Annotated in this window: 13 protein-coding genes; 4 read left to right on the top strand and 9 right to left on the bottom strand. The window is 68.7% G+C overall.

Annotated elements, in window-relative coordinates:
- The first annotated feature begins 62 nt into the window (after window positions 1–62).
- A complete protein-coding gene (locus PI246_RS08485; RefSeq protein WP_320550826.1) occupies window positions 63–1,202 on the top strand; it encodes an aldose epimerase family protein in 1,140 nt (379 codons plus the stop codon).
- A 51-nt stretch (window positions 1,203–1,253) separates the two neighbouring features.
- Here PI246_RS08485 and PI246_RS08490 read toward each other — a convergent pair whose 3' ends face one another.
- The 5 genes from PI246_RS08490 to xerD form a co-directional block, all read right to left on the bottom strand.
- Window positions 1,254–2,159 (bottom strand): DMT family transporter, encoded by a 906-nt coding sequence (locus tag PI246_RS08490; protein WP_320550827.1) that lies wholly within the window; start codon window positions 2,157–2,159, stop codon window positions 1,254–1,256.
- On the bottom strand, window positions 2,156–2,992 hold the full coding sequence (locus PI246_RS08495; RefSeq protein WP_320550828.1) for a glycosyltransferase family 2 protein: 837 nt from the start codon (window positions 2,990–2,992) through the stop codon (window positions 2,156–2,158). The genes PI246_RS08490 and PI246_RS08495 overlap by 4 nt, the downstream gene beginning before the upstream one ends.
- Window positions 2,992–6,855, bottom strand: a complete 3,864-nt coding sequence (purL, locus tag PI246_RS08500) for a phosphoribosylformylglycinamidine synthase (protein ID WP_320550829.1) — start codon at window positions 6,853–6,855, stop codon at window positions 2,992–2,994. Before purL ends, PI246_RS08495 begins: the two co-directional genes overlap by 1 nt.
- A gap of 168 nt (window positions 6,856–7,023) precedes the next feature.
- The gene (locus PI246_RS08505) at window positions 7,024–7,761 is read right to left on the bottom strand and encodes a DsbC family protein (RefSeq protein WP_320550830.1); all 738 of its coding nucleotides are present in this window, start codon (window positions 7,759–7,761) and stop codon (window positions 7,024–7,026) included.
- 95 nt (window positions 7,762–7,856) lie between these two features.
- On the bottom strand, window positions 7,857–8,789 hold the full coding sequence (xerD, locus tag PI246_RS08510; protein WP_320550831.1) for a site-specific tyrosine recombinase XerD: 933 nt from the start codon (window positions 8,787–8,789) through the stop codon (window positions 7,857–7,859).
- A 123-nt stretch (window positions 8,790–8,912) separates the two neighbouring features.
- Here xerD and PI246_RS08515 point away from each other — a divergent pair, with 123 nt between their 5' ends.
- Window positions 8,913–9,404: an RDD family protein gene (locus tag PI246_RS08515; protein WP_320550832.1), complete on the top strand. Its 492-nt coding sequence runs from the start codon at window positions 8,913–8,915 to the stop codon at window positions 9,402–9,404.
- Here the strand turns inward: PI246_RS08515 and PI246_RS08520 are convergent.
- The 4 genes from PI246_RS08520 to PI246_RS08535 all read right to left on the bottom strand — a co-directional run bounded on the left by PI246_RS08520 (window position 9,397) and on the right by PI246_RS08535 (window position 13,902).
- On the bottom strand, window positions 9,397–11,313 hold the full coding sequence (locus PI246_RS08520) for a hypothetical protein (RefSeq protein ID WP_320550833.1): 1,917 nt from the start codon (window positions 11,311–11,313) through the stop codon (window positions 9,397–9,399). The two genes, PI246_RS08515 and PI246_RS08520, sit on opposite strands and share 8 nt — an antisense overlap.
- 283 nt (window positions 11,314–11,596) lie before the next feature.
- Window positions 11,597–12,565 carry a hypothetical protein gene (locus PI246_RS08525; protein ID WP_320550834.1) on the bottom strand — a complete coding sequence of 323 codons (969 nt, stop codon included), beginning with the start codon at window positions 12,563–12,565 and terminating at the stop codon, window positions 11,597–11,599.
- Between the two features lie 190 nt (window positions 12,566–12,755).
- Entirely contained in the window at window positions 12,756–13,301 is a 546-nt protein-coding gene (locus PI246_RS08530; protein WP_320550835.1) for a type 1 glutamine amidotransferase domain-containing protein, read from the bottom strand.
- Window positions 13,302–13,419: 118 nt separating this feature from the next.
- Complete coding sequence (locus PI246_RS08535; protein ID WP_320550836.1) at window positions 13,420–13,902, bottom strand: SET domain-containing protein; 483 nt, start codon at window positions 13,900–13,902, stop codon at window positions 13,420–13,422.
- A gap of 147 nt (window positions 13,903–14,049) precedes the next feature.
- On the opposite strand from PI246_RS08535, the gene PI246_RS08540 reads away from it, so the two are divergent.
- Together PI246_RS08540 and PI246_RS08545 are read left to right on the top strand one after the other, a co-directional pair.
- Complete coding sequence (locus tag PI246_RS08540; protein WP_320550837.1) at window positions 14,050–14,544, top strand: hypothetical protein; 495 nt, start codon at window positions 14,050–14,052, stop codon at window positions 14,542–14,544.
- Between the two features lie 21 nt (window positions 14,545–14,565).
- Window positions 14,566–16,347, top strand: a complete 1,782-nt coding sequence (locus tag PI246_RS08545; protein WP_320550838.1) for an acyl-CoA dehydrogenase C-terminal domain-containing protein — start codon at window positions 14,566–14,568, stop codon at window positions 16,345–16,347.
- Window positions 16,348–16,432 lie beyond the last annotated feature (85 nt).

Raw genomic sequence — 16,432 nt, forward strand, 5'->3', positions numbered from 1 at the left:
ACCTTGTGATTTGTCCGACAAAATGCTGTCGTCCATCCTTCCCTAGGCGAAAGGAGCGGACGATGAGCAAGCGACACGCGGCGCTGGCCGTCGCGATCTTCCTGGCCCTGCCCGCCGTGGCGCTGGCGGGCGATGCCAACGAGGCATCCTTCGGTGTCACGCCCGACGGCCACGACGTGCGGGTGATCACCCTGCGCAATGGCCATGGCATGACGGCCCGGGTGCTCAACCTCGGCGCCGCGCTCTATGCCCTCGAAGTGCCCGACCGCGAGGGCACGCCAGGCGACATCGTGCTGGGCTATCCCGACCTCGCTGGCACGTTCGCCAAGCCGCAGTATTTCGGGGACACCGTCGGCCGCTACGCCAATCGGATCGCGAAAGGCACGTTCACCCTCGACGGCAAGACCTATCGGGTGCCGGTCAACGACGGCCCCAATTCGCTCCACGGCGGCACGACCGGTTTCGACAAGGTGTTATGGACCGTGACCCGCGTGCAGTCCGGCGACCGCCCCAGCGTCACCCTTACCTACGTGAGCCCCGATGGCGACCAGGGTTACCCGGGCAAGCTTACGGCCACCGCGACCTACACGCTCGACGACCGTAACGAGCTGACCATCGCCTACACGGCCACCACCGACGCGCCGACCATCGTCAACATCACCAATCACACGTACTGGAACCTCGCGGGCGAGGGTTCCGGCAGCGTGATGGATCAACAATTGATGATCGCGGGCGACGCCTACCTGCCGACCGACGCGACGGCGATACCCACCGGCGAGGTACGTGCGGTGACCGGCACCGATTTCGACTTCCGCAAGGCCAAGCCCATCGGCCGCGACATCCGCGATGCGCGAGACCAGCAGCTCGTATTCGGACGCGGCTACGATCACAACTGGGTCATTTCACGGCAGACCGCCCGTGCGCCGCGCGAAGTGGCGCGCGTGACCGATCCCAAAAGCGGCCGGGTGCTGTCGCTGTGGTCGAACCAGCCAGGGCTGCAGTTCTATTCGGGCAACTTCCTGGACGGCACCACGTCAGGCAAGTCGCATCGGATCTATCGACAAGGCGACGCCTTCGCGCTGGAACCGCAGCGCTTTCCCGATACACCGAACCAACCTGCGTTCGGCTCGGCCAGACTCATGCCGGGCGAAACCTATCGCAATGAGATGACATATCGGTTTTCGGTCATGAAAGCGCATTGACGCAGGGGGAAGCGGACCGTTTCCGCGAACCGATGGTGTGGGCAGCGCGCCTCAGACCTCGTGGTGCAGCGATTCCGCGGGGCGCCGGCGACGGAAACGCGGCGCCAGCTCCACCAGGTACATCGCGCCCAGCACCAGCGCACCACCGGCGACCATCCGCCAGGTCAGCGCGTCAACGCCGAGCGCGACCGCGAATCCCGCGGCGAACACGGGCTCGGTGGTCATGACGATGGCCGCACGGGTGGCCGGCATGTGGGCCTGGGCCCACGTCTGCACGAGCATGGCGAATGCACCCGCCACCAGCGCCATGTAAATCACCGAGAGCCAAGCCCTGCCGTCCGGCGGCAGCGTCGGACCGTGGTGGGGTAGCGTCGCGAGAAGGCATACCACGGCGATGGCGACCATCTGCACGGCCGACATGCCGAACGCGTCGCCCGGACGCGACCAATGCCCCAAGCCGACGATGTGCAAGGCGTACAACGCGGCCGACGCCAGCGTCAGCCACACGCCCAGGTCGACGGAGAGCCCGTTCAGGGCCAGCACGCCGAGTCCGACAAGGGCCATGCACACCGCGATCCACAGCGTGACAGGGAGACGCTGGCGGAAGATCAGCCAGCCCAGGATCGGTGTGATGACGACATACATGCCGGTCACGAATCCGCTTACGCTGGGCGAGGTCAGGGCCAGCCCTTCGGTCTGCAGCCACTGTGCCGCCCCGTATAACGTTCCCAGCGCCAGCGCACGCAGGGCCTGGGCACGCCCAAGGCGACGCACCGGCCGCGCGAAGCACACCAGCATGACGGCGGCGGCGATGAGGAACCGCACGGCGAGAAAATCGATCGGTAGCATCCGCCCGACGACGTCCTTGATCATGACGAAGGTCGAACCCCATACGGCGGTGACCGCCAGCAGGCCCAGCGTCGCCGGTGTGGCGCCCTTGACCGGCTCGCCGTTCATCGACGCCTGCGCATCCACAGGCCGGGAAGCTTGAGCAGGAAATGCGCCCAGATACCCGCCCACACCGCCGCGCGCATGGGCGCATGCCGGGCCGACGGGTCGTGCCGGCGAAACCACAGATACATGCTGCGGTGCTTATGCCAGCTTACGAACACCGGCCGGCGCCGGCTGGAGACGCCCTTGCCGTGCAGGACGCGGACATCGCCCGCGAGCACCACGCGATAGCCCTGGTCGCGCGCACGGCGGCAGAGGTCCATGTCTTCGCAGTGCAGGAAGAACGTTTCGTCGAAACCACCCAGGCGCTCGAACGCCGCACGCGGCATGAGGAGGATGGCCCCGGACACGATCTCGACGTCCTCGGCACCCGACGGCAACGGACCGGCGATGTCGATGCCGCCGGCACGTCCCAGCTTGGTATTGATCGCGCGACGCAGCAGCGGGTCGTAGCGGCGCGATGCGGGGTCGGCGTGACCCGCGTCGTCGCAGACCACCGCACCGACGATCGCCGTCTGCCTGTCCAGGTGCGTCGCCATGCGAGCGATGGTATCCGGCGCCACCAGGCAATCGGGGTTGAGCACGAGCAGACGCTCGCCACGCGCTTTCGCGGCACCCCGATTCACCGCGGGACCGAATCCGAGGTTGGCGCGGTTGTAGATGACCCGTACGCGATCGTCCCCGGCATGGGCACGCTCAATGGACTCGGGCACGCCATCGGCGGAGCCGTTGTCGACCAGGATGACCTCGACCGGTACGTCGCTCGCGAGGGCGCACGCGACGCACTCGCGCGTCAGCGGACCGCTGTTCGCGAGCACGACGACGACGCTGGTGAGCATCAACCCACCCAGGTGCGGGCGTTACGGAACATGCGCATCCACGGTGAATCCTCGCCCCAGTGATCGGGATGCCAGCTCATCTGCGCGCTGCGGAAGACGCGCTCGGGGTGCGGCATCATGATCGTCACGCGACCGTCGGCCGCGGTGAACGCGGTGAGGCCGCCCGGCGAGCCGTTCGGATTGATCGGATAGTGCTCGGTGGGCCGGCCGCGGTTGTCCACGAACCGGGCGGCACCGTGGCTCTTCGACGGGCTGCAGGCATTCGGGAAATGCACGCGGCCTTCGCCGTGCGCCACCACCACCGGGATGCGCGAGCCGGTCATGCCGCGGAAGAAGATGCTTCCCGAGTCGAGGATCTCCAGCGTCGCCAGACGGGCTTCGTACTGCTCGGACTGGTTGCGCAGGAACTGCGGCCAGTGCTTTGCATCCGGGATGATGTCCTTGAGCTGCGAAAGCATCTGGCAACCATTGCAGACACCCAGGCCGAACTTCGCGCCGTCCTCGAAGAAACGGGCGAACTGCTCGCGCAGCGCGTCGTTGTAGAGGATCGAGGTGGCCCAGCCGCGTCCGGCACCGAGCACGTCACCGTAGGAGAACCCGCCGCATGCGGCCAGTCCGCGGAAATCCTTCAGGTGGTAACGGCCGCTGGCGAGGTCGGTCATGTGCACGTCGACCGCGTCGAACCCCGCCCGGGTGAACGCGGCGGCCATTTCGACCTGCCCGTTGACGCCCTGCTCGCGCAGGATCGCCACGCGCGGGCGCGCACCGCTACCGATGTGGGGCGCGGCGATGTCGTCGGCCGGGTCGAAGGTGAGCTTCGGCGAGATGCCCGGGTCGGCATCGTCGAGGCGCCATTCGCTTTCCTGGTCGGCGCTGACCGGGTTATCGCGCAGGCGCTGCATGGCATGGCTGGTTTCGTTCCACGCGCGGAAGAGTTCGGTCCAGTTCCACTTGAACGGCGTTTCGCCACCGAGGTGCAGCTTGATGCCGAGTTTTTCCTTGGGGCGGCCGACGTGGTGCGTCATGCCGGCGAGGCCGTGCTTGACCAGCAGCTGCTCGAAGGCCTCGCGGTTGGCCGAGGCCACCTGCACGACGGCACCGAGTTCTTCGTTGAACAGGGCGCGCAGCGTCGCCTCGGCCCAGCCGTCGAGGCGCAGGTCGAGGCCGCAGTGACCGGCGAAGGCCATCTCCAGCAGCGTGACGATGACGCCACCGTCGGAGCGGTCGTGATAGGCGAGCAGCAGGCCGGCGCGGTTGGCCTCCTGGATCAGCTCGAACATCGCGCGCAGGCGCTTGGGGTCGTCCAGGTCGGGCGGCACGCCGCCGGCGCGGTTGAATACCTGGGTCAGCGCCGAGCCGCCGAGACGGTCGCGTCCCGCGCCGAGGTCGATCAGCCACAGGTCGGTATCGCCGCGGTCGAGGCGCAGCTGCGGCGTGAGCGTGCGGCGCACGTCGTCGACGCGGGCGAACCCGGTGATGACCAGCGATACCGGCGACACGGTCTTCTGCTTCTTGCCGTCGTCGTCGGTCCACACCGTCTGCATGGAGAGCGAATCCTTGCCCACCGGAATGGAGATATCGAGGCTCGGGCAGAGTTCCATGCCCACGGCCTTCACCGCGTCGAACAGCGCCGCGTCCTCGCCGGGATGGTTCACCGCGGCCATCCAGTTGGCGGACAGGCGCACTTCGTCGAGCCGAATGGAGGTCGCGGCGAGGTTGGTGAGCGCCTCACCCACCGCCATGCGCGCGGCGTCGGCGCTCGAGAGCAGCGCGATGGGCGCGCGCTCGGCCATGGCCATCGCCTCGCCGGTGTAACCGTCGAAACCGGTCAGCGTCACCGCCACGTCGGCGACGGGTACCTGCCAGGGGCCGACCATCGGATCGCGATGGTTGAGGCCGCCGACGGTACGGTCGCCGATAGTGATGAGGAAGTTCTTGCTACCGACCACCGGCAGGCGAAGCACGCGCATGAGCGCCTCGTCCATGCCGATGCCGGTGAGGTCGGCCACGAGGTCCACGCGCGGTTTCAGACGCGAGGCGTCACGATGCATCCGCGGCGGCTTGCCGAAGAGGACATCCATGCCCAGGTCGATCACGGTGAGGTCGCGGCGCGGATCGCGCACGACCAGGCGCGCTTCGCCCGTGGCCTCGCCGACGACGGCGAACGGACACCGCTCGCGTGCGCAGAACGACTCGAACAGGGCAAGGTCGTCGGCGCCGATCGCGAGTACGTAGCGCTCCTGGGACTCATTGCTCCACACCTGCATCGGCGACAGCGTGGGGTCGTCGCAGGGCACCTTCGACAGATCGATGATGCCGCCGACGCCGGCGTCGTTGAGGATTTCGGGAATCGCATTGGACAGGCCGCCAGCACCGACGTCGTGGATGCTGACGACGGGATTGCGTTCGCCGCGCGCCCAGCACGCGTCGATCACCTGCTGGCAGCGGCGTTCCATCTCGGCGTTGTCGCGCTGCACGGACGCGAAGTCGAGCTCGGCGCTGGACGTACCGGACGCCACCGACGATGCGGCACCGCCGCCCAGGCCGATGAGCATGGCCGGACCGCCCAGCACGATGACCTTGTCGCCCGGCCGCACGTCGCGCTTTTGCACATGCTGTTCGCGGATGGCGGCCAGGCCGCCGGCGATCATGATCGGCTTGTCGTAACCGCGACGAAGGCCCTTTTCGCCGGTCTCCTGTTCGAACGTGCGGAAATAGCCGCCCAGGGCGGGACGGCCGAATTCGTTGTTGAACGCGGCGGCGCCGAGCGGGCCGTCACGCATGATCTCGAACGCGGTGGCCATGCGCGGCGGCAGCGGACGTTCTTTTTCCCACGGGCGCGGCAGGCCCGGGATGCGCAGGTGCGACACGGAGAAACCCGTCAGACCAGCCTTCGGCTTGCCGCCGCGGCCCGTCGCGCCCTCGTCGCGGATCTCGCCACCGGCACCGGTGGCGGCGCCCGGCCACGGCGCGATCGCGGTGGGATGGTTGTGCGTTTCGACCTTGATCGCGTACGGCGCGGCTTCTTTCACCGAGCGGAACACGCCGTCGTCCGGATCGACGAACAGACGGCTGCCTTCGTAACCCTCGATCACCGCGGCGTTGTCGTGGTAGGCCGACAGAGTGAAATTCGGCGACACCTTGTGCGTGTTTTTGATCATGCCGAACAGAGAGGCATCCTGCGCCTGGCCGTCGAGGGTCCACGTGGCGTTGAACACCTTGTGCCGGCAATGCTCGGAGTTGGCCTGCGCGAACATCATCAATTCGGCGTCGGTGGGCGCGCGGCCCATCTCGGCGTAACGCTCGGCGAGGTAGTCGATCTCGTCGTCGGCGAGGGCCAGGCCCAGCGTGCCGTTGGCCTGCGCCAGCGCGGCGCGGGCATCGCCATCCAGGACGACATGGCCCAGCGGGCCGGGCTCGCCGGCGAGGAACAGGCCGGCCGCTTCGTCGAGGCGTGCCAGTGGCGACTGCACCATGGGATCGCAGAAGGCGGCCATGACCGTGGCGTGGGCGGGGTGCGTGGCGGCAGGCATGCCGGTGACGCGCCAGGCCATGCCGCGCTCGACCCGGCGCACGTCGAAACCGGCGCCGTGGAGGATATCGGTGGCCTTGCTGGACCACGGCGAGATGGTGCCCAGGCGAGGCACGACCCAGAGGGTGGCGTCTTCGGGCGCGGCGTCCTTCGCCTCGAGCACGGCCAGGAGCCGGGCGCGGGCCTCGCCTTCGAGCGGCGAAGCGGCGTCCACGAAGTAAGTGAACCACGCCGCCTGCACCCGCACGCCATGGTGCAGGGCTTCCAGGTGGGCGTTCAGTCGTTCGAGGCGAAAAGGAGAAAGGGCGCTCTGCCCATCGATAGCGATCATGCTTGGGGAAAAGGCGCAGGGAGAATTCGCCTATTCTACATGATGTTGCGGGGCAGCATGTCTCGGGGCCCGGCGGCCCCTCCGCCAATACGATCGCCTTCCGCCCCTTCGATGGCAGCGTTTCTGCCGAAGGGGTGGGAAGCGATCGTGTCGGCGATTCGGGGGAGCTCAGCCGCCCTTGGCGGTGAGCACCTGCAGGAGCTGGGCCGGTGTCAGGTAACCGCCGACCACGTCGCCGTTCTCGGTAACGATGGTGGGCGTGCCATTCACACCGAGGCGCTCGCCGAGCTCGAATTCGTCCTTCACCGGGTTGGCGCAGGTCGCCGCCTTGACGCTGGCGCCGGTCATCGCCTGGTTGAAGGCGTTCTTGCGATCGGAGGCGCACCACACCGACACCGCCTTGGTGTACGAGGGCGTGTCGTTGCCCGCCGTGGTCTTGACGCCCTCGCGCGGCCAGAACACGTATTCGACGGCGATGCCCTGCTTGTTGTATTCGTCGATGTGGGCATGCAACTGACGGCAGAAACCGCAGTCGACGTCGGTGAACACCGTCACCGTGTGCTTGGGATTGGCCGGGGCGTAGATCAGCCGTTGCGCCTCGGGCACCTTGGCCAGCGCGGCCTTGCGGGTTTTCGCCCACGCGGCGGCGCTGAGGTCGGTCTTGTCCTTCAGGTCGATCAGGTTACCGTTGATCATGTAACGGCCATCGGCCGACACGTAAACCATGCGGCCCGTGGCCACCACCTGGTAGAAGCCGGGCATCGGCGCGGGCGTGACGCTTTCGACCTTGATACCGGGCGCCAGGGCTTCGACCGCCTCGCGGGCGGCCTTGCCGCCATCGTCGGCGGCGCTGGCGGTGGCGGCGAACGCGCCCAACATCAGCGCGGGGATGAACGTCTTGAACATCGGTACGACTCCATGTGTAACCGGGGGAGGAAGCGCGGGCGGGCTGGTTTGAACGCGCCGCGCGCCATCGGTTCCCCCGATTGTGGCACGGCAGGTCAACCGCGCGGGTGATGCTGGGCGTGAAGGCGCTTGAGGCCCTCCTTCGCCACCAGGGTGTAAATCTGCGTCGTGCTGAGCGCACTGTGACCGAGCAGCATCTGCAACGCGCGCAGGTCGGCCCCGTGGTTGAGCAGGTGGGTGGCGAACGAATGGCGCAGCACGTGCGGCGACACCCGCTTGGGTGCGATGCCGACGACCAGGGCATACCGTTTGACCAGCGTCCAGAACATCTGCCGCGTCATCGCGTCGCCGCGCCGGGAGAGGAACAGTGCCATGGGCTGCCCATGCCCCCGGGCGAGCGCGGGGCGCGCGTCGCGCAGGTACGCGTCGATGTGCGCCAGCGCCTCCTCGCCCACCGGCACGAGGCGGTCCTTGCCACCCTTGCCGGTGACCCGGAGCACACCCTGACGGGGGTTGAGGCCCGACAGCGGCAGGTCGACGAGCTCCGAGACGCGCAGGCCCGACGCATACATCAGCTCCAGCATGGCGCGGTCGCGCAGGCCGAGCGGCGTGGTGGTGTCCGGCGCCAGGAGGAGGGCTTCGATTTCGCGCTCGGCCAGGGCTTTCGGGAGCCCGCGAGGCATCCGCGGCCGCTGCATCAGCAGCGTGGGATCCTCCCGCCCCCCGTCATCGCGTGCGAGCTGCGCGTAGAACCGGCGAAAGGCCGACTGGCGCCGCGCCATGCTGCGCACCGATACCGGCTGGCTGCCGTGGTACGCCGACAGGTCGTCGCGTCCGGCGGTATCCAGCGTGCGCCCCCGCCCGGCGAGCCAGCGCGCCAGCTGCTCGAGGTCGCGGCGATACGCCTCGAGCGTACGCTCGGCCAGGCCGTCTTCGGACCACACGCGCTCGATGAAGCGCTCGATCAGGCGGGCGTCACCGGCGGCGAGCACGGCCGCTGGGGTGGGAGAAGGATCGGCGATGGACATGCACCGATGGTCGCATGTCCACGCCTCGCGGCTCAAAGACGCGGCGGTACCATGACATACGCAACCCACGGCATGCCTTCCGCTCATCGCATAATGGCCGGACACTGGACCCTACCGTCGCCCATGAACCAGCCCCACGATGTCGCTCCCGCCTGGCGCCGCTTCGCCGCCCTCGTCTACGACCTGCTCGCGGTGGTTGCCATCGTGATGGTGGTGGGGCTCCTCGCCCAGCTCGCCACCGGCGGACACATCGCGGACGACAAGGGCCGCCTGGTGGCATGGTGGTACCAGCCCTTGCAGGGGCTGGTCATCGGCGCCTATTTCTTTTTCTCATGGACGCGCGGCGGACAGACGCTCGGCATGCGGCCCTGGCGCATCCGCGTGACCGACGCGCAAGGGCACGCGGTGGGCGGGCGACGCGGGCTGCTACGGCTCGCCGTCGGCGCCCTGCCCCTGCTGCTCTTGCTGATCTACCCGGTCACGTCGCTGAAGATTGCGCTTCTCGCACCGCTGGTCGGCTGGCTCGTGCTGCTGTTGCCGGCGTTCGTCGACCGTCGCGCGCGCGGCGTGCACGACCGGATCGCCGGCACGGAAATCCGCCGGATCGCTACTTGAACTGATCGCTGGCCGGCACCCACGAGCCGGCGGACGACGGCGCCGCCTGCACGTTGAGCTTGATCGACGGAGCACAGGCCGCCGGCAACGGTCCGCCCGCGATACGGGCGGTGGCGCAGAACGCCGTGTTGTCCACGGCGACGGGCGCCGCGGCCACCGTGGCCGCGTTGGCGGGCGGCAGGTCCGGGGCGAGCGGCCGGGCGGGCGCCATGGTCTGGTTCTTCACCAGCCTGGTCGCGTTGGTGGCATCCGGGGTGGGCGGTGGATCGCCGCCGCAACCGAACGAGAGCAGCGCGATCGCGTTCATCTTGCCGCCGGCGTTGCCGGGACCGGCCACGCAATTCAGGCGCAGGCCGAGCGGCAGCCGTACGGTGACATGCGCGGTGGCCTTGTCGGCGGCCCGGCGCAGGGCCGTATCGACCGAGCTGTCGCCTTTCGGCGTCCAGTCCTTGTCGAAACGCGTCGCCTGGTAATCCACGCGCACGCGCGCCCCCGGATGCAACGTGACGTCACCACGGGGCTTCAGCTCGACAAACGCGCCGACCTGGCCGGTCTTGTCGCCCTGCCCCCCGGCGACGCCGTCGGCGCGATCGGCGGTGCCGTTCGCGCCCGTGAGGCGGTTGCTGTCTTCGACGCCGTGGACCGCGCCAGGCTTGCCGCTTTCCGCGGCAGCGCCTGGCGTATTCGAGCCCGAGGCTGCGACGTTGGCGACCCCTGGCGTGGACGGCACGCTTGATCCCGCGGGCGAGGGCGTGGACCGCTCGCCGCTCTTGCCTTGCTGGCCCGGCGCCTGGGCCGTGGATTCCCCCGCGGCATTCGCGCCCGGCGCTTCGCCGGGTGGCGTCGGGCTGGCATCGGCACCCGCTACCGGACGCTGGAGGTCCGACGGTGCGATGGACGGGGCCTGGACGATCGGCCGGTCGGACGAGGTGTCGGGCGCGCCAACGGTCGGCCGGACGGCCGCATCAGGCAGCGGCACGGCCGCCAGTTCGGTGTCGGCCTCGACGGCAGGTGCTCGGATCGCTTCCACCGCGACCTTGGGCGGCACCGGACGGTCGGGTGCGGCGACCTGGGGCGCGGGCGGTGCCGTGGGCTCCTGCGCGATCACCGGAAGCGGGGTGTCCTGCGGCGTAGGAGGCGCCGACGACACCGCCACCTCCGGGCGCGGCACCGGAGCGAGCGAGATCGCCGTGGTCGGCACCGGGGCCGTGCGATCGGATGTGATCCGCGGCGCGTCGGGCGTCACGGCCACCTGCGATGCAGGCGTCGGCGGCAGCGCCAGCGACGCTGGCGGCGGCATCGCGGCCGTTCCCTCCACCTGCGCCTTACGCACGGGTTCGGGCTGGAAACGGGGTGGCACCACCACCGGCCGGGGCGTATCCATCGCCAGATCAGGCGGTGCCTGCGCCGGCAAAGGCACCCGCTCGAGATCGGGCTGCTTCGGCGGCGCCTTGGGCTGCACGAGCGGGGTGTCCGCGACCGCCTCGACCGATGGCGGCGGGGTGGCGACCCGCGGCGCCGGCTTGACCTTCGGCGTCGGTGCCGCCGGCGTGGCCACGGCCGGACGCGACTTTGCCGCGCTGGCGACCGAGGTGGCGCGCGAACCGCCGGACGCCTCGCTGGCCTTCGAATGGCGGGTTTTCCATAGCGTCTGCACGACCGGCGCGCGCGACGGGGTGCCGATCGCCGGGGGCTTCGGTGGCGGCGGTTTGTCGATCAATCGCACCTGCAACGCATCGGCGGCGGTATCGCGCTCCGGCGGCGGCGGAAGCGTCTCGTAGGCGGGCCCGAGCACCATGCCAAACAGGAAGATCAGGTGGATCAGGATCGTGCCGACCCAGGCCGCGATGCGCCGCGCGCTGTCGCGTGGCTCCTGCCGCAACACGCGACGATAGACAAGCGCCTGCATGGCAGCCTCGCGTGGCGAGACGGGCAGCGACGATGAGGCGATCGATCGATCGCTATCCGGGGGCAGCGTGGGCATTGGCGTTAGTGTCTACGCTTTGGGGGGTGGGGACAATTGGAGGTGTTGCGGGAGGTGGGGGATGGGAAGTGGGGGCGCGATCCGGCGTGCGCCCGAGGGGGCTGGTGGCCTCACGAGACCGTCGATGCCCATGTGCCGCTCCCGGCCCCCTCAAGCGTTCGTCGGATCGCGCCCCCACGTCCCATCCGCACTCCCACACCAAGCTCACTCACCCACCAACCCGCCGCCCCCTCTCCGCATTCTCCTCATCCATCGCCTTCAACGGCGTATCGGTCGGGCAACCCTGCATGACCCGCTCGTCGCGGCGGTAGGCGGCGACGCATTGGGCTTCGGTGGGCGGCGGGGGCGCCGTGGGATCGTCAGCCAGGGATCGGGCGGGGGCCATGTTGAGGCGGGCGTCGCCGTCCTTGGCCGACGCCTTGGAGGGGTCTTCGCCACGGCACCCGACGGGGAGCACGAACAGCACGGTGGCGCAATTCACGCGCACGCCATGGCCCAGGTCGAATGTCTTCTTCAACGTGGTGTTTTCCATCGCCTTGCGCATCCCGCCGCTCAACGCGTTTTCGTCGCGCGGCGCCCAGTCCTTTTCGAAACGGGTTTCCTTGTAGGTGACGGGGTTCTTCCGCGACATGATGTGCGCGTCGTCCGTGGGCTTGTGGGCGACGAAATCGGCCTGCGTGGGTGCGGTTGCCTGGGCAGGCCGCGACGGCATGGCGATGCTGCCGTCGGCGCCGAAGATCGCCGGGTGGGCAGGCGCCGGCGCCGGTTCGGGCGCGGTAGCGGGCGGGGGCTCCACCGGCTTTGGCGGCGCCGGGGGACGGGTCGCTTCGCGCGACCGGACCTTCGGCGGCAGCTCGACCGCGGGGGGAGGCGGCGTGACATCGGCGCTGGGCGAACGCGGTGCCGGATCGATGAAGCGCACTTCCAGCACGTCAGGCTTATCGTCCATCGGGGCGAAACCGACGAGCGGGCGAGGCTCCATTTCGTAGCGAACCACGAAAATCATCGCGATATGGAATATCAGGGCCGCCGCGAGCGCCAGCGTAAAACGCAGGCGATCCCGGGGCGGGGGCCGACGCTTGATCGCCTGCAACAGGGCGAGCGAACCGGCGTCGATCGGTTGCGGCCCGTGTGCACGCAGCCCACCCTCCGGCGCGAGCCGGTGCGTTTCGTCCAACGGCGGTGGCGCCTTGCCGGGGTAGTGCACGCGTCAGGAAGTCCCAGGGAAAGATGGCGAGAATAGCGGCGCCGCGATAAATGCAACGTAAGCCCCGGGGCACAGACCACACCCATGCCGGAAGATTCCCCGACACTGGCGCCCGTCGTGGCGCACACCGCCTGACACGGTGTGCGCCGTGGGCGTGCGATCAGGCGGCGAGCGCCTTGATCAAGGTTTCGGTGAACGCGGGAATATCGTCCGGCTTACGACTGGTGATGAGGTTGCCGTCGGTCACGACCTGGCTGTCTTCCCACTGGGCACCTGCGTTGCTGAGATCCTGGCGCAGCGAGGGCCAGGACGTGACCTTCTTGCCTTCCACGAGGCCGGCGTTGATCAGCGTCCACGGACCGTGGCAGATCGCAGCGACCGGCTTGCCCGCCTCGGCGAAGCGTTTGACCAGGCTGACGGCCTTTTCGTTGATGCGCAACTGGTCGGGGTTGATCACCCCACCGGGAAGCACCAGCGCCTCGTACTGGCCAGCATCGGCTTTGTCGAGCGAGACGTCGACCGGCACGGCCTGGCCCCAGTCTTTCTTGTCCCAGCCCTTGATCTGCTTCGCGTCACCGGGCGAAATGACGTCGACCTTCGCACCGGCTTCCTCGAGCAGGCGCTTGGGCTCGGTCAGCTCGGATTGTTCGAAGCCGTCGGTGGCCAGTACCGCGATGCGGCGGCCGGAAAGCGTGGTGTTCGCCATGGGGGAGTCTCCTTGGGGGAAGGTGGCCCCAAGGATGGAAAGCGGCGAATGACCGGCGCGTCGTGTGAACGTCGGCGCGCCGTGGGCAAACGTGAAAGCGGCGGTAAAGCGGAGCGGATCAGCTCTTGGTTTTGCGCTTGGGCTTGAGCATCGTGCCGATGCACTTGGGCGACCCGCAGCGGCAGGCCCAGATCTTCTTCAGGCGTGCCGTGTGGGGCATGTCGAGCGTGATGCCGTAGTCGTAGGTGAGCTCTTCGCCGGGGGCGATGTCGCGAAGGGCTTCGATGAGCACGCGGTCGCGCTTGGTCGGCTTGCCTTCGACGGCTTCTTCGATGAGCGCCTGGCAGTTCGGATCGCAGCTGTGGTTGATCCAGCGTGCGGTGTTGCCGTTGCTGTTGCCGTCGACGATGTATTTCTCGTTGAGCGTGAACAGGAAGGTATGCCCGGTCTCGCCGCCGTCGCCGTAGCGCTTGTCGGCCTGCGCGTGGGTGATGTGATCGCCCTTGTATTCGACGATGTGTTCCCCCGCCTTGATCGGCGCGGTGGCGAAGACGCCGTTTCCGTGGATGGGGGAGCGGCGGGCGGCGATGCGTCGGGTCATGTGAATCGAGGGTCCAGCGAGACGATCCGGCCATGATGCCTGCTCGGCCGCGTGTTGGGAACCGCGTTTCAAACGCCCGTCTCGCGCCCGACGGGCCCGGGAGCTACCATCGGACGCTGTTTCGACGTCACACGCCGGAAGCCCTGGATGACACCGATCCTCCGTACCCTCGCGCCCCGCGCGGCTGCCCTCGCCCTGATCGCACTGCTCGCCGCCTGCGGCCCGGCGAAAAAAAGCGTGTTCCCGCCCGCCATCACGCTGCAGGAAGTCACGGCCAAGCCCGGCGGCGTCTGGCACGTGACGCTGCGGGTGCGCAACGACAGCTACGGCGGCATGTCGTTCGGCCGGTTCCAGGGCACGTTGCAGGTCGCGCAGTTGGGCGGCGTGCTGCTCGACGCGAACATCGACCAGGACATTCCCTCGTTCGCCGCCGACGTCACGCGCATCGACATCCTTCCCACGCCCGAGATGTCCCGGGCGCTCACCGAACTGGCCGCCAAGGGCAGCGCGGGTTCGCTGCCCTACGTCATCGACGGGCGGATCACCGCCACGCCCGAGAAAGAAGACAAGCCCCGCACGTTTCCGGTGCACGGCAAGGACTGGCTCTCGCCCGTGCCCGGCATTCCCGATACCTACCGCTGATCCCCTCGCCAGGATGCCCTCATGACGACTTACAAAGCTCCCCTCGACGACATGCGCTTCGCGCTGTTCGACGTGCTCGACGGCGAAGCCGTGCTCACCGGCCTGGAAGGTGGCGAAGAGCACAGCCGTGAACTCATCGACACCGTGATCGACGAATTCGCGCGCTTCGCCGAAGAAGTGCTCGCCCCCGTCAACGCCTCCGGCGACGCCGAGGGCTGCCACTTCGACAAGGCCACCCGCACCGTCACCACGCCCAAGGGCTTCAAGGAAGCCTACCGTCGCTACGCGGAGGACGGTTGGGCCGGCCTTACCGCCAGCGTCGAGGCCGGCGGCCAGGGCCTCCCCGCCGCCGTGGGTACGCTCACCAAGGAAATGATCGACTCGGCCAACACCGCATGGGGCATCTATCCCTTGCTTTCGCATGGTGCCATCGACGCGATCGCGCACCACGGCGACGACTGGCAGAAAGAGGTGTTCCTCAAGCGCATCGTCGACGGCAGCTGGACCGGCACCATGTGCCTGACCGAACCCCAGGCGGGGTCGGACCTGGGCCTGCTGAAGACGCGCGCCGAGCCGAACGGCGATGGCAGCTACCGGGTCAGCGGCACGAAGATCTTCATCTCCGCCGGCGAACATGACTTCGCCGAGAACATCGTGCACCTCGTGCTCGCCCGCCTGCCGGACGCACCGGCGGGCAGCCGCGGCATCTCGATGCTCGTGGTGCCCAAGTTCAAGGTGAACAAGGACGGCAGCCTCGGTGAGCGCAACAGCGCCGCCGCGGGCGCCATCGAACACAAGATGGGCATCCGCGGCGCCGCCACCTGCGTGATGAATTTCGACGAGGCCGAAGGCTGGCTCATCGGCGCCCCGCACAAGGGCCTGATGGCGATGTTCACGATGATGAACTCCGCGCGCCTGGGCGTGGGCGTACAGGGCCTCGGCCTGTCCGAAGCCGCCCTGCAGGGTAGCCTGCGTTACGCGCTCGATCGCCTGCAGATGCGCGCCCTGTCGGGTCCGCGCATGCCGGAGAAGCCCGCCGATCCGATCGTGGTGCATCCCGACGTGCGTCGCATGCTGCTTACCCAGCGCGCCTTCGTGGAAGGCGGCCGCGTACTCGCCGCGTATGCGTCGTTGCAGAGCGACATCGAAGCCCGCCATCCCGATGCGCAGACACGCCAGCAGGCCGGCGAACTGCTGTCGTTCCTCATCCCCATCGCCAAGGGCCTGCTGACCGAAAGCGCCCAGGAGTGCACGAAAGAGGCCCTGCAGATCTTCGGCGGCCACGGCTACATCGTCGAGCACGGCATGGAGCAACTGGTGCGCGACGCGCGCATCATCACGCTCTACGAGGGCACCACGCAGATCCAGGCCCTCGACCTGCTCGGCCGCAAGGTGATGCAGTTGCAGGGCGCGGGGCTGAAACGCTTCCTCGACGAGATCGGCACGTTCTGCCGCGAGCACGCCGGCGACGACAGTCTCAAGGCGCTGGTCGGTCCCGTCGCGACGGCGGCCACCGCGTGGGGTGAACTGACTCGCGGTATCGCCGCCCGCGCACAGGCCAACCCCGAGGAACTCGGCGCCGCCGCGATGGACTACCTCTACTTCTCGGGCTACGTCACCCTGGCCTACTTCTGGGCGCGCAGCGTCGCCGCGCTGGACCGCTCCCGTCTGTCGGCCTCCGCCCGCCAGGCCAAACGCGACACCGCGGCGTTCTACATGGCCCGGATCCTGCCGCGCATCCACCTGCACAAGGCCGGCATCGACGCGGGTGTGGCGACGCTTCCCGAGATCGCCGGCGACTGAACCGGCGGGACCCGGGGATGCCACCCGAACGGCGGACGGGACTTTTCCCGCCCGCCCTTCGGGTGTAGAAGGGAACCAGCCCGGA

Source organism: Luteibacter sahnii (assembly GCF_034063545.1).
GTDB classification, from domain to species: domain Bacteria; phylum Pseudomonadota; class Gammaproteobacteria; order Xanthomonadales; family Rhodanobacteraceae; genus Luteibacter; species Luteibacter sahnii.

Excerpts from the sequence above, each read along its gene's own strand:
- PI246_RS08490 (WP_320550827.1), bottom strand. The coding sequence starts at position 2,159 with ATGAACGGCGAGCCGGTCAAGGGCGCCACACCGGCGACGCTGGGCCTG.
- PI246_RS08530 (WP_320550835.1), bottom strand. The coding sequence starts at position 13,301 with ATGGCGAACACCACGCTTTCCGGCCGCCGCATCGCGGTACTGGCCACC.
- PI246_RS08520 (WP_320550833.1), bottom strand. The coding sequence starts at position 11,313 with ATGCAGGCGCTTGTCTATCGTCGCGTGTTGCGGCAGGAGCCACGCGAC.
- PI246_RS08495 (WP_320550828.1), bottom strand. The coding sequence starts at position 2,992 with ATGCTCACCAGCGTCGTCGTCGTGCTCGCGAACAGCGGTCCGCTGACG.
- PI246_RS08540 (WP_320550837.1), top strand. The coding sequence starts at position 14,050 with ATGACACCGATCCTCCGTACCCTCGCGCCCCGCGCGGCTGCCCTCGCC.
- PI246_RS08535 (WP_320550836.1), bottom strand. The coding sequence starts at position 13,902 with ATGACCCGACGCATCGCCGCCCGCCGCTCCCCCATCCACGGAAACGGC.
- PI246_RS08545 (WP_320550838.1), top strand. The coding sequence starts at position 14,566 with ATGACGACTTACAAAGCTCCCCTCGACGACATGCGCTTCGCGCTGTTC.
- xerD (WP_320550831.1), bottom strand. The coding sequence starts at position 8,789 with ATGTCCATCGCCGATCCTTCTCCCACCCCAGCGGCCGTGCTCGCCGCC.
- PI246_RS08485 (WP_320550826.1), top strand. The coding sequence starts at position 63 with ATGAGCAAGCGACACGCGGCGCTGGCCGTCGCGATCTTCCTGGCCCTG.
- purL (WP_320550829.1), bottom strand. The coding sequence starts at position 6,855 with ATGATCGCTATCGATGGGCAGAGCGCCCTTTCTCCTTTTCGCCTCGAA.
- PI246_RS08505 (WP_320550830.1), bottom strand. The coding sequence starts at position 7,761 with ATGTTCAAGACGTTCATCCCCGCGCTGATGTTGGGCGCGTTCGCCGCC.
- PI246_RS08515 (WP_320550832.1), top strand. The coding sequence starts at position 8,913 with ATGAACCAGCCCCACGATGTCGCTCCCGCCTGGCGCCGCTTCGCCGCC.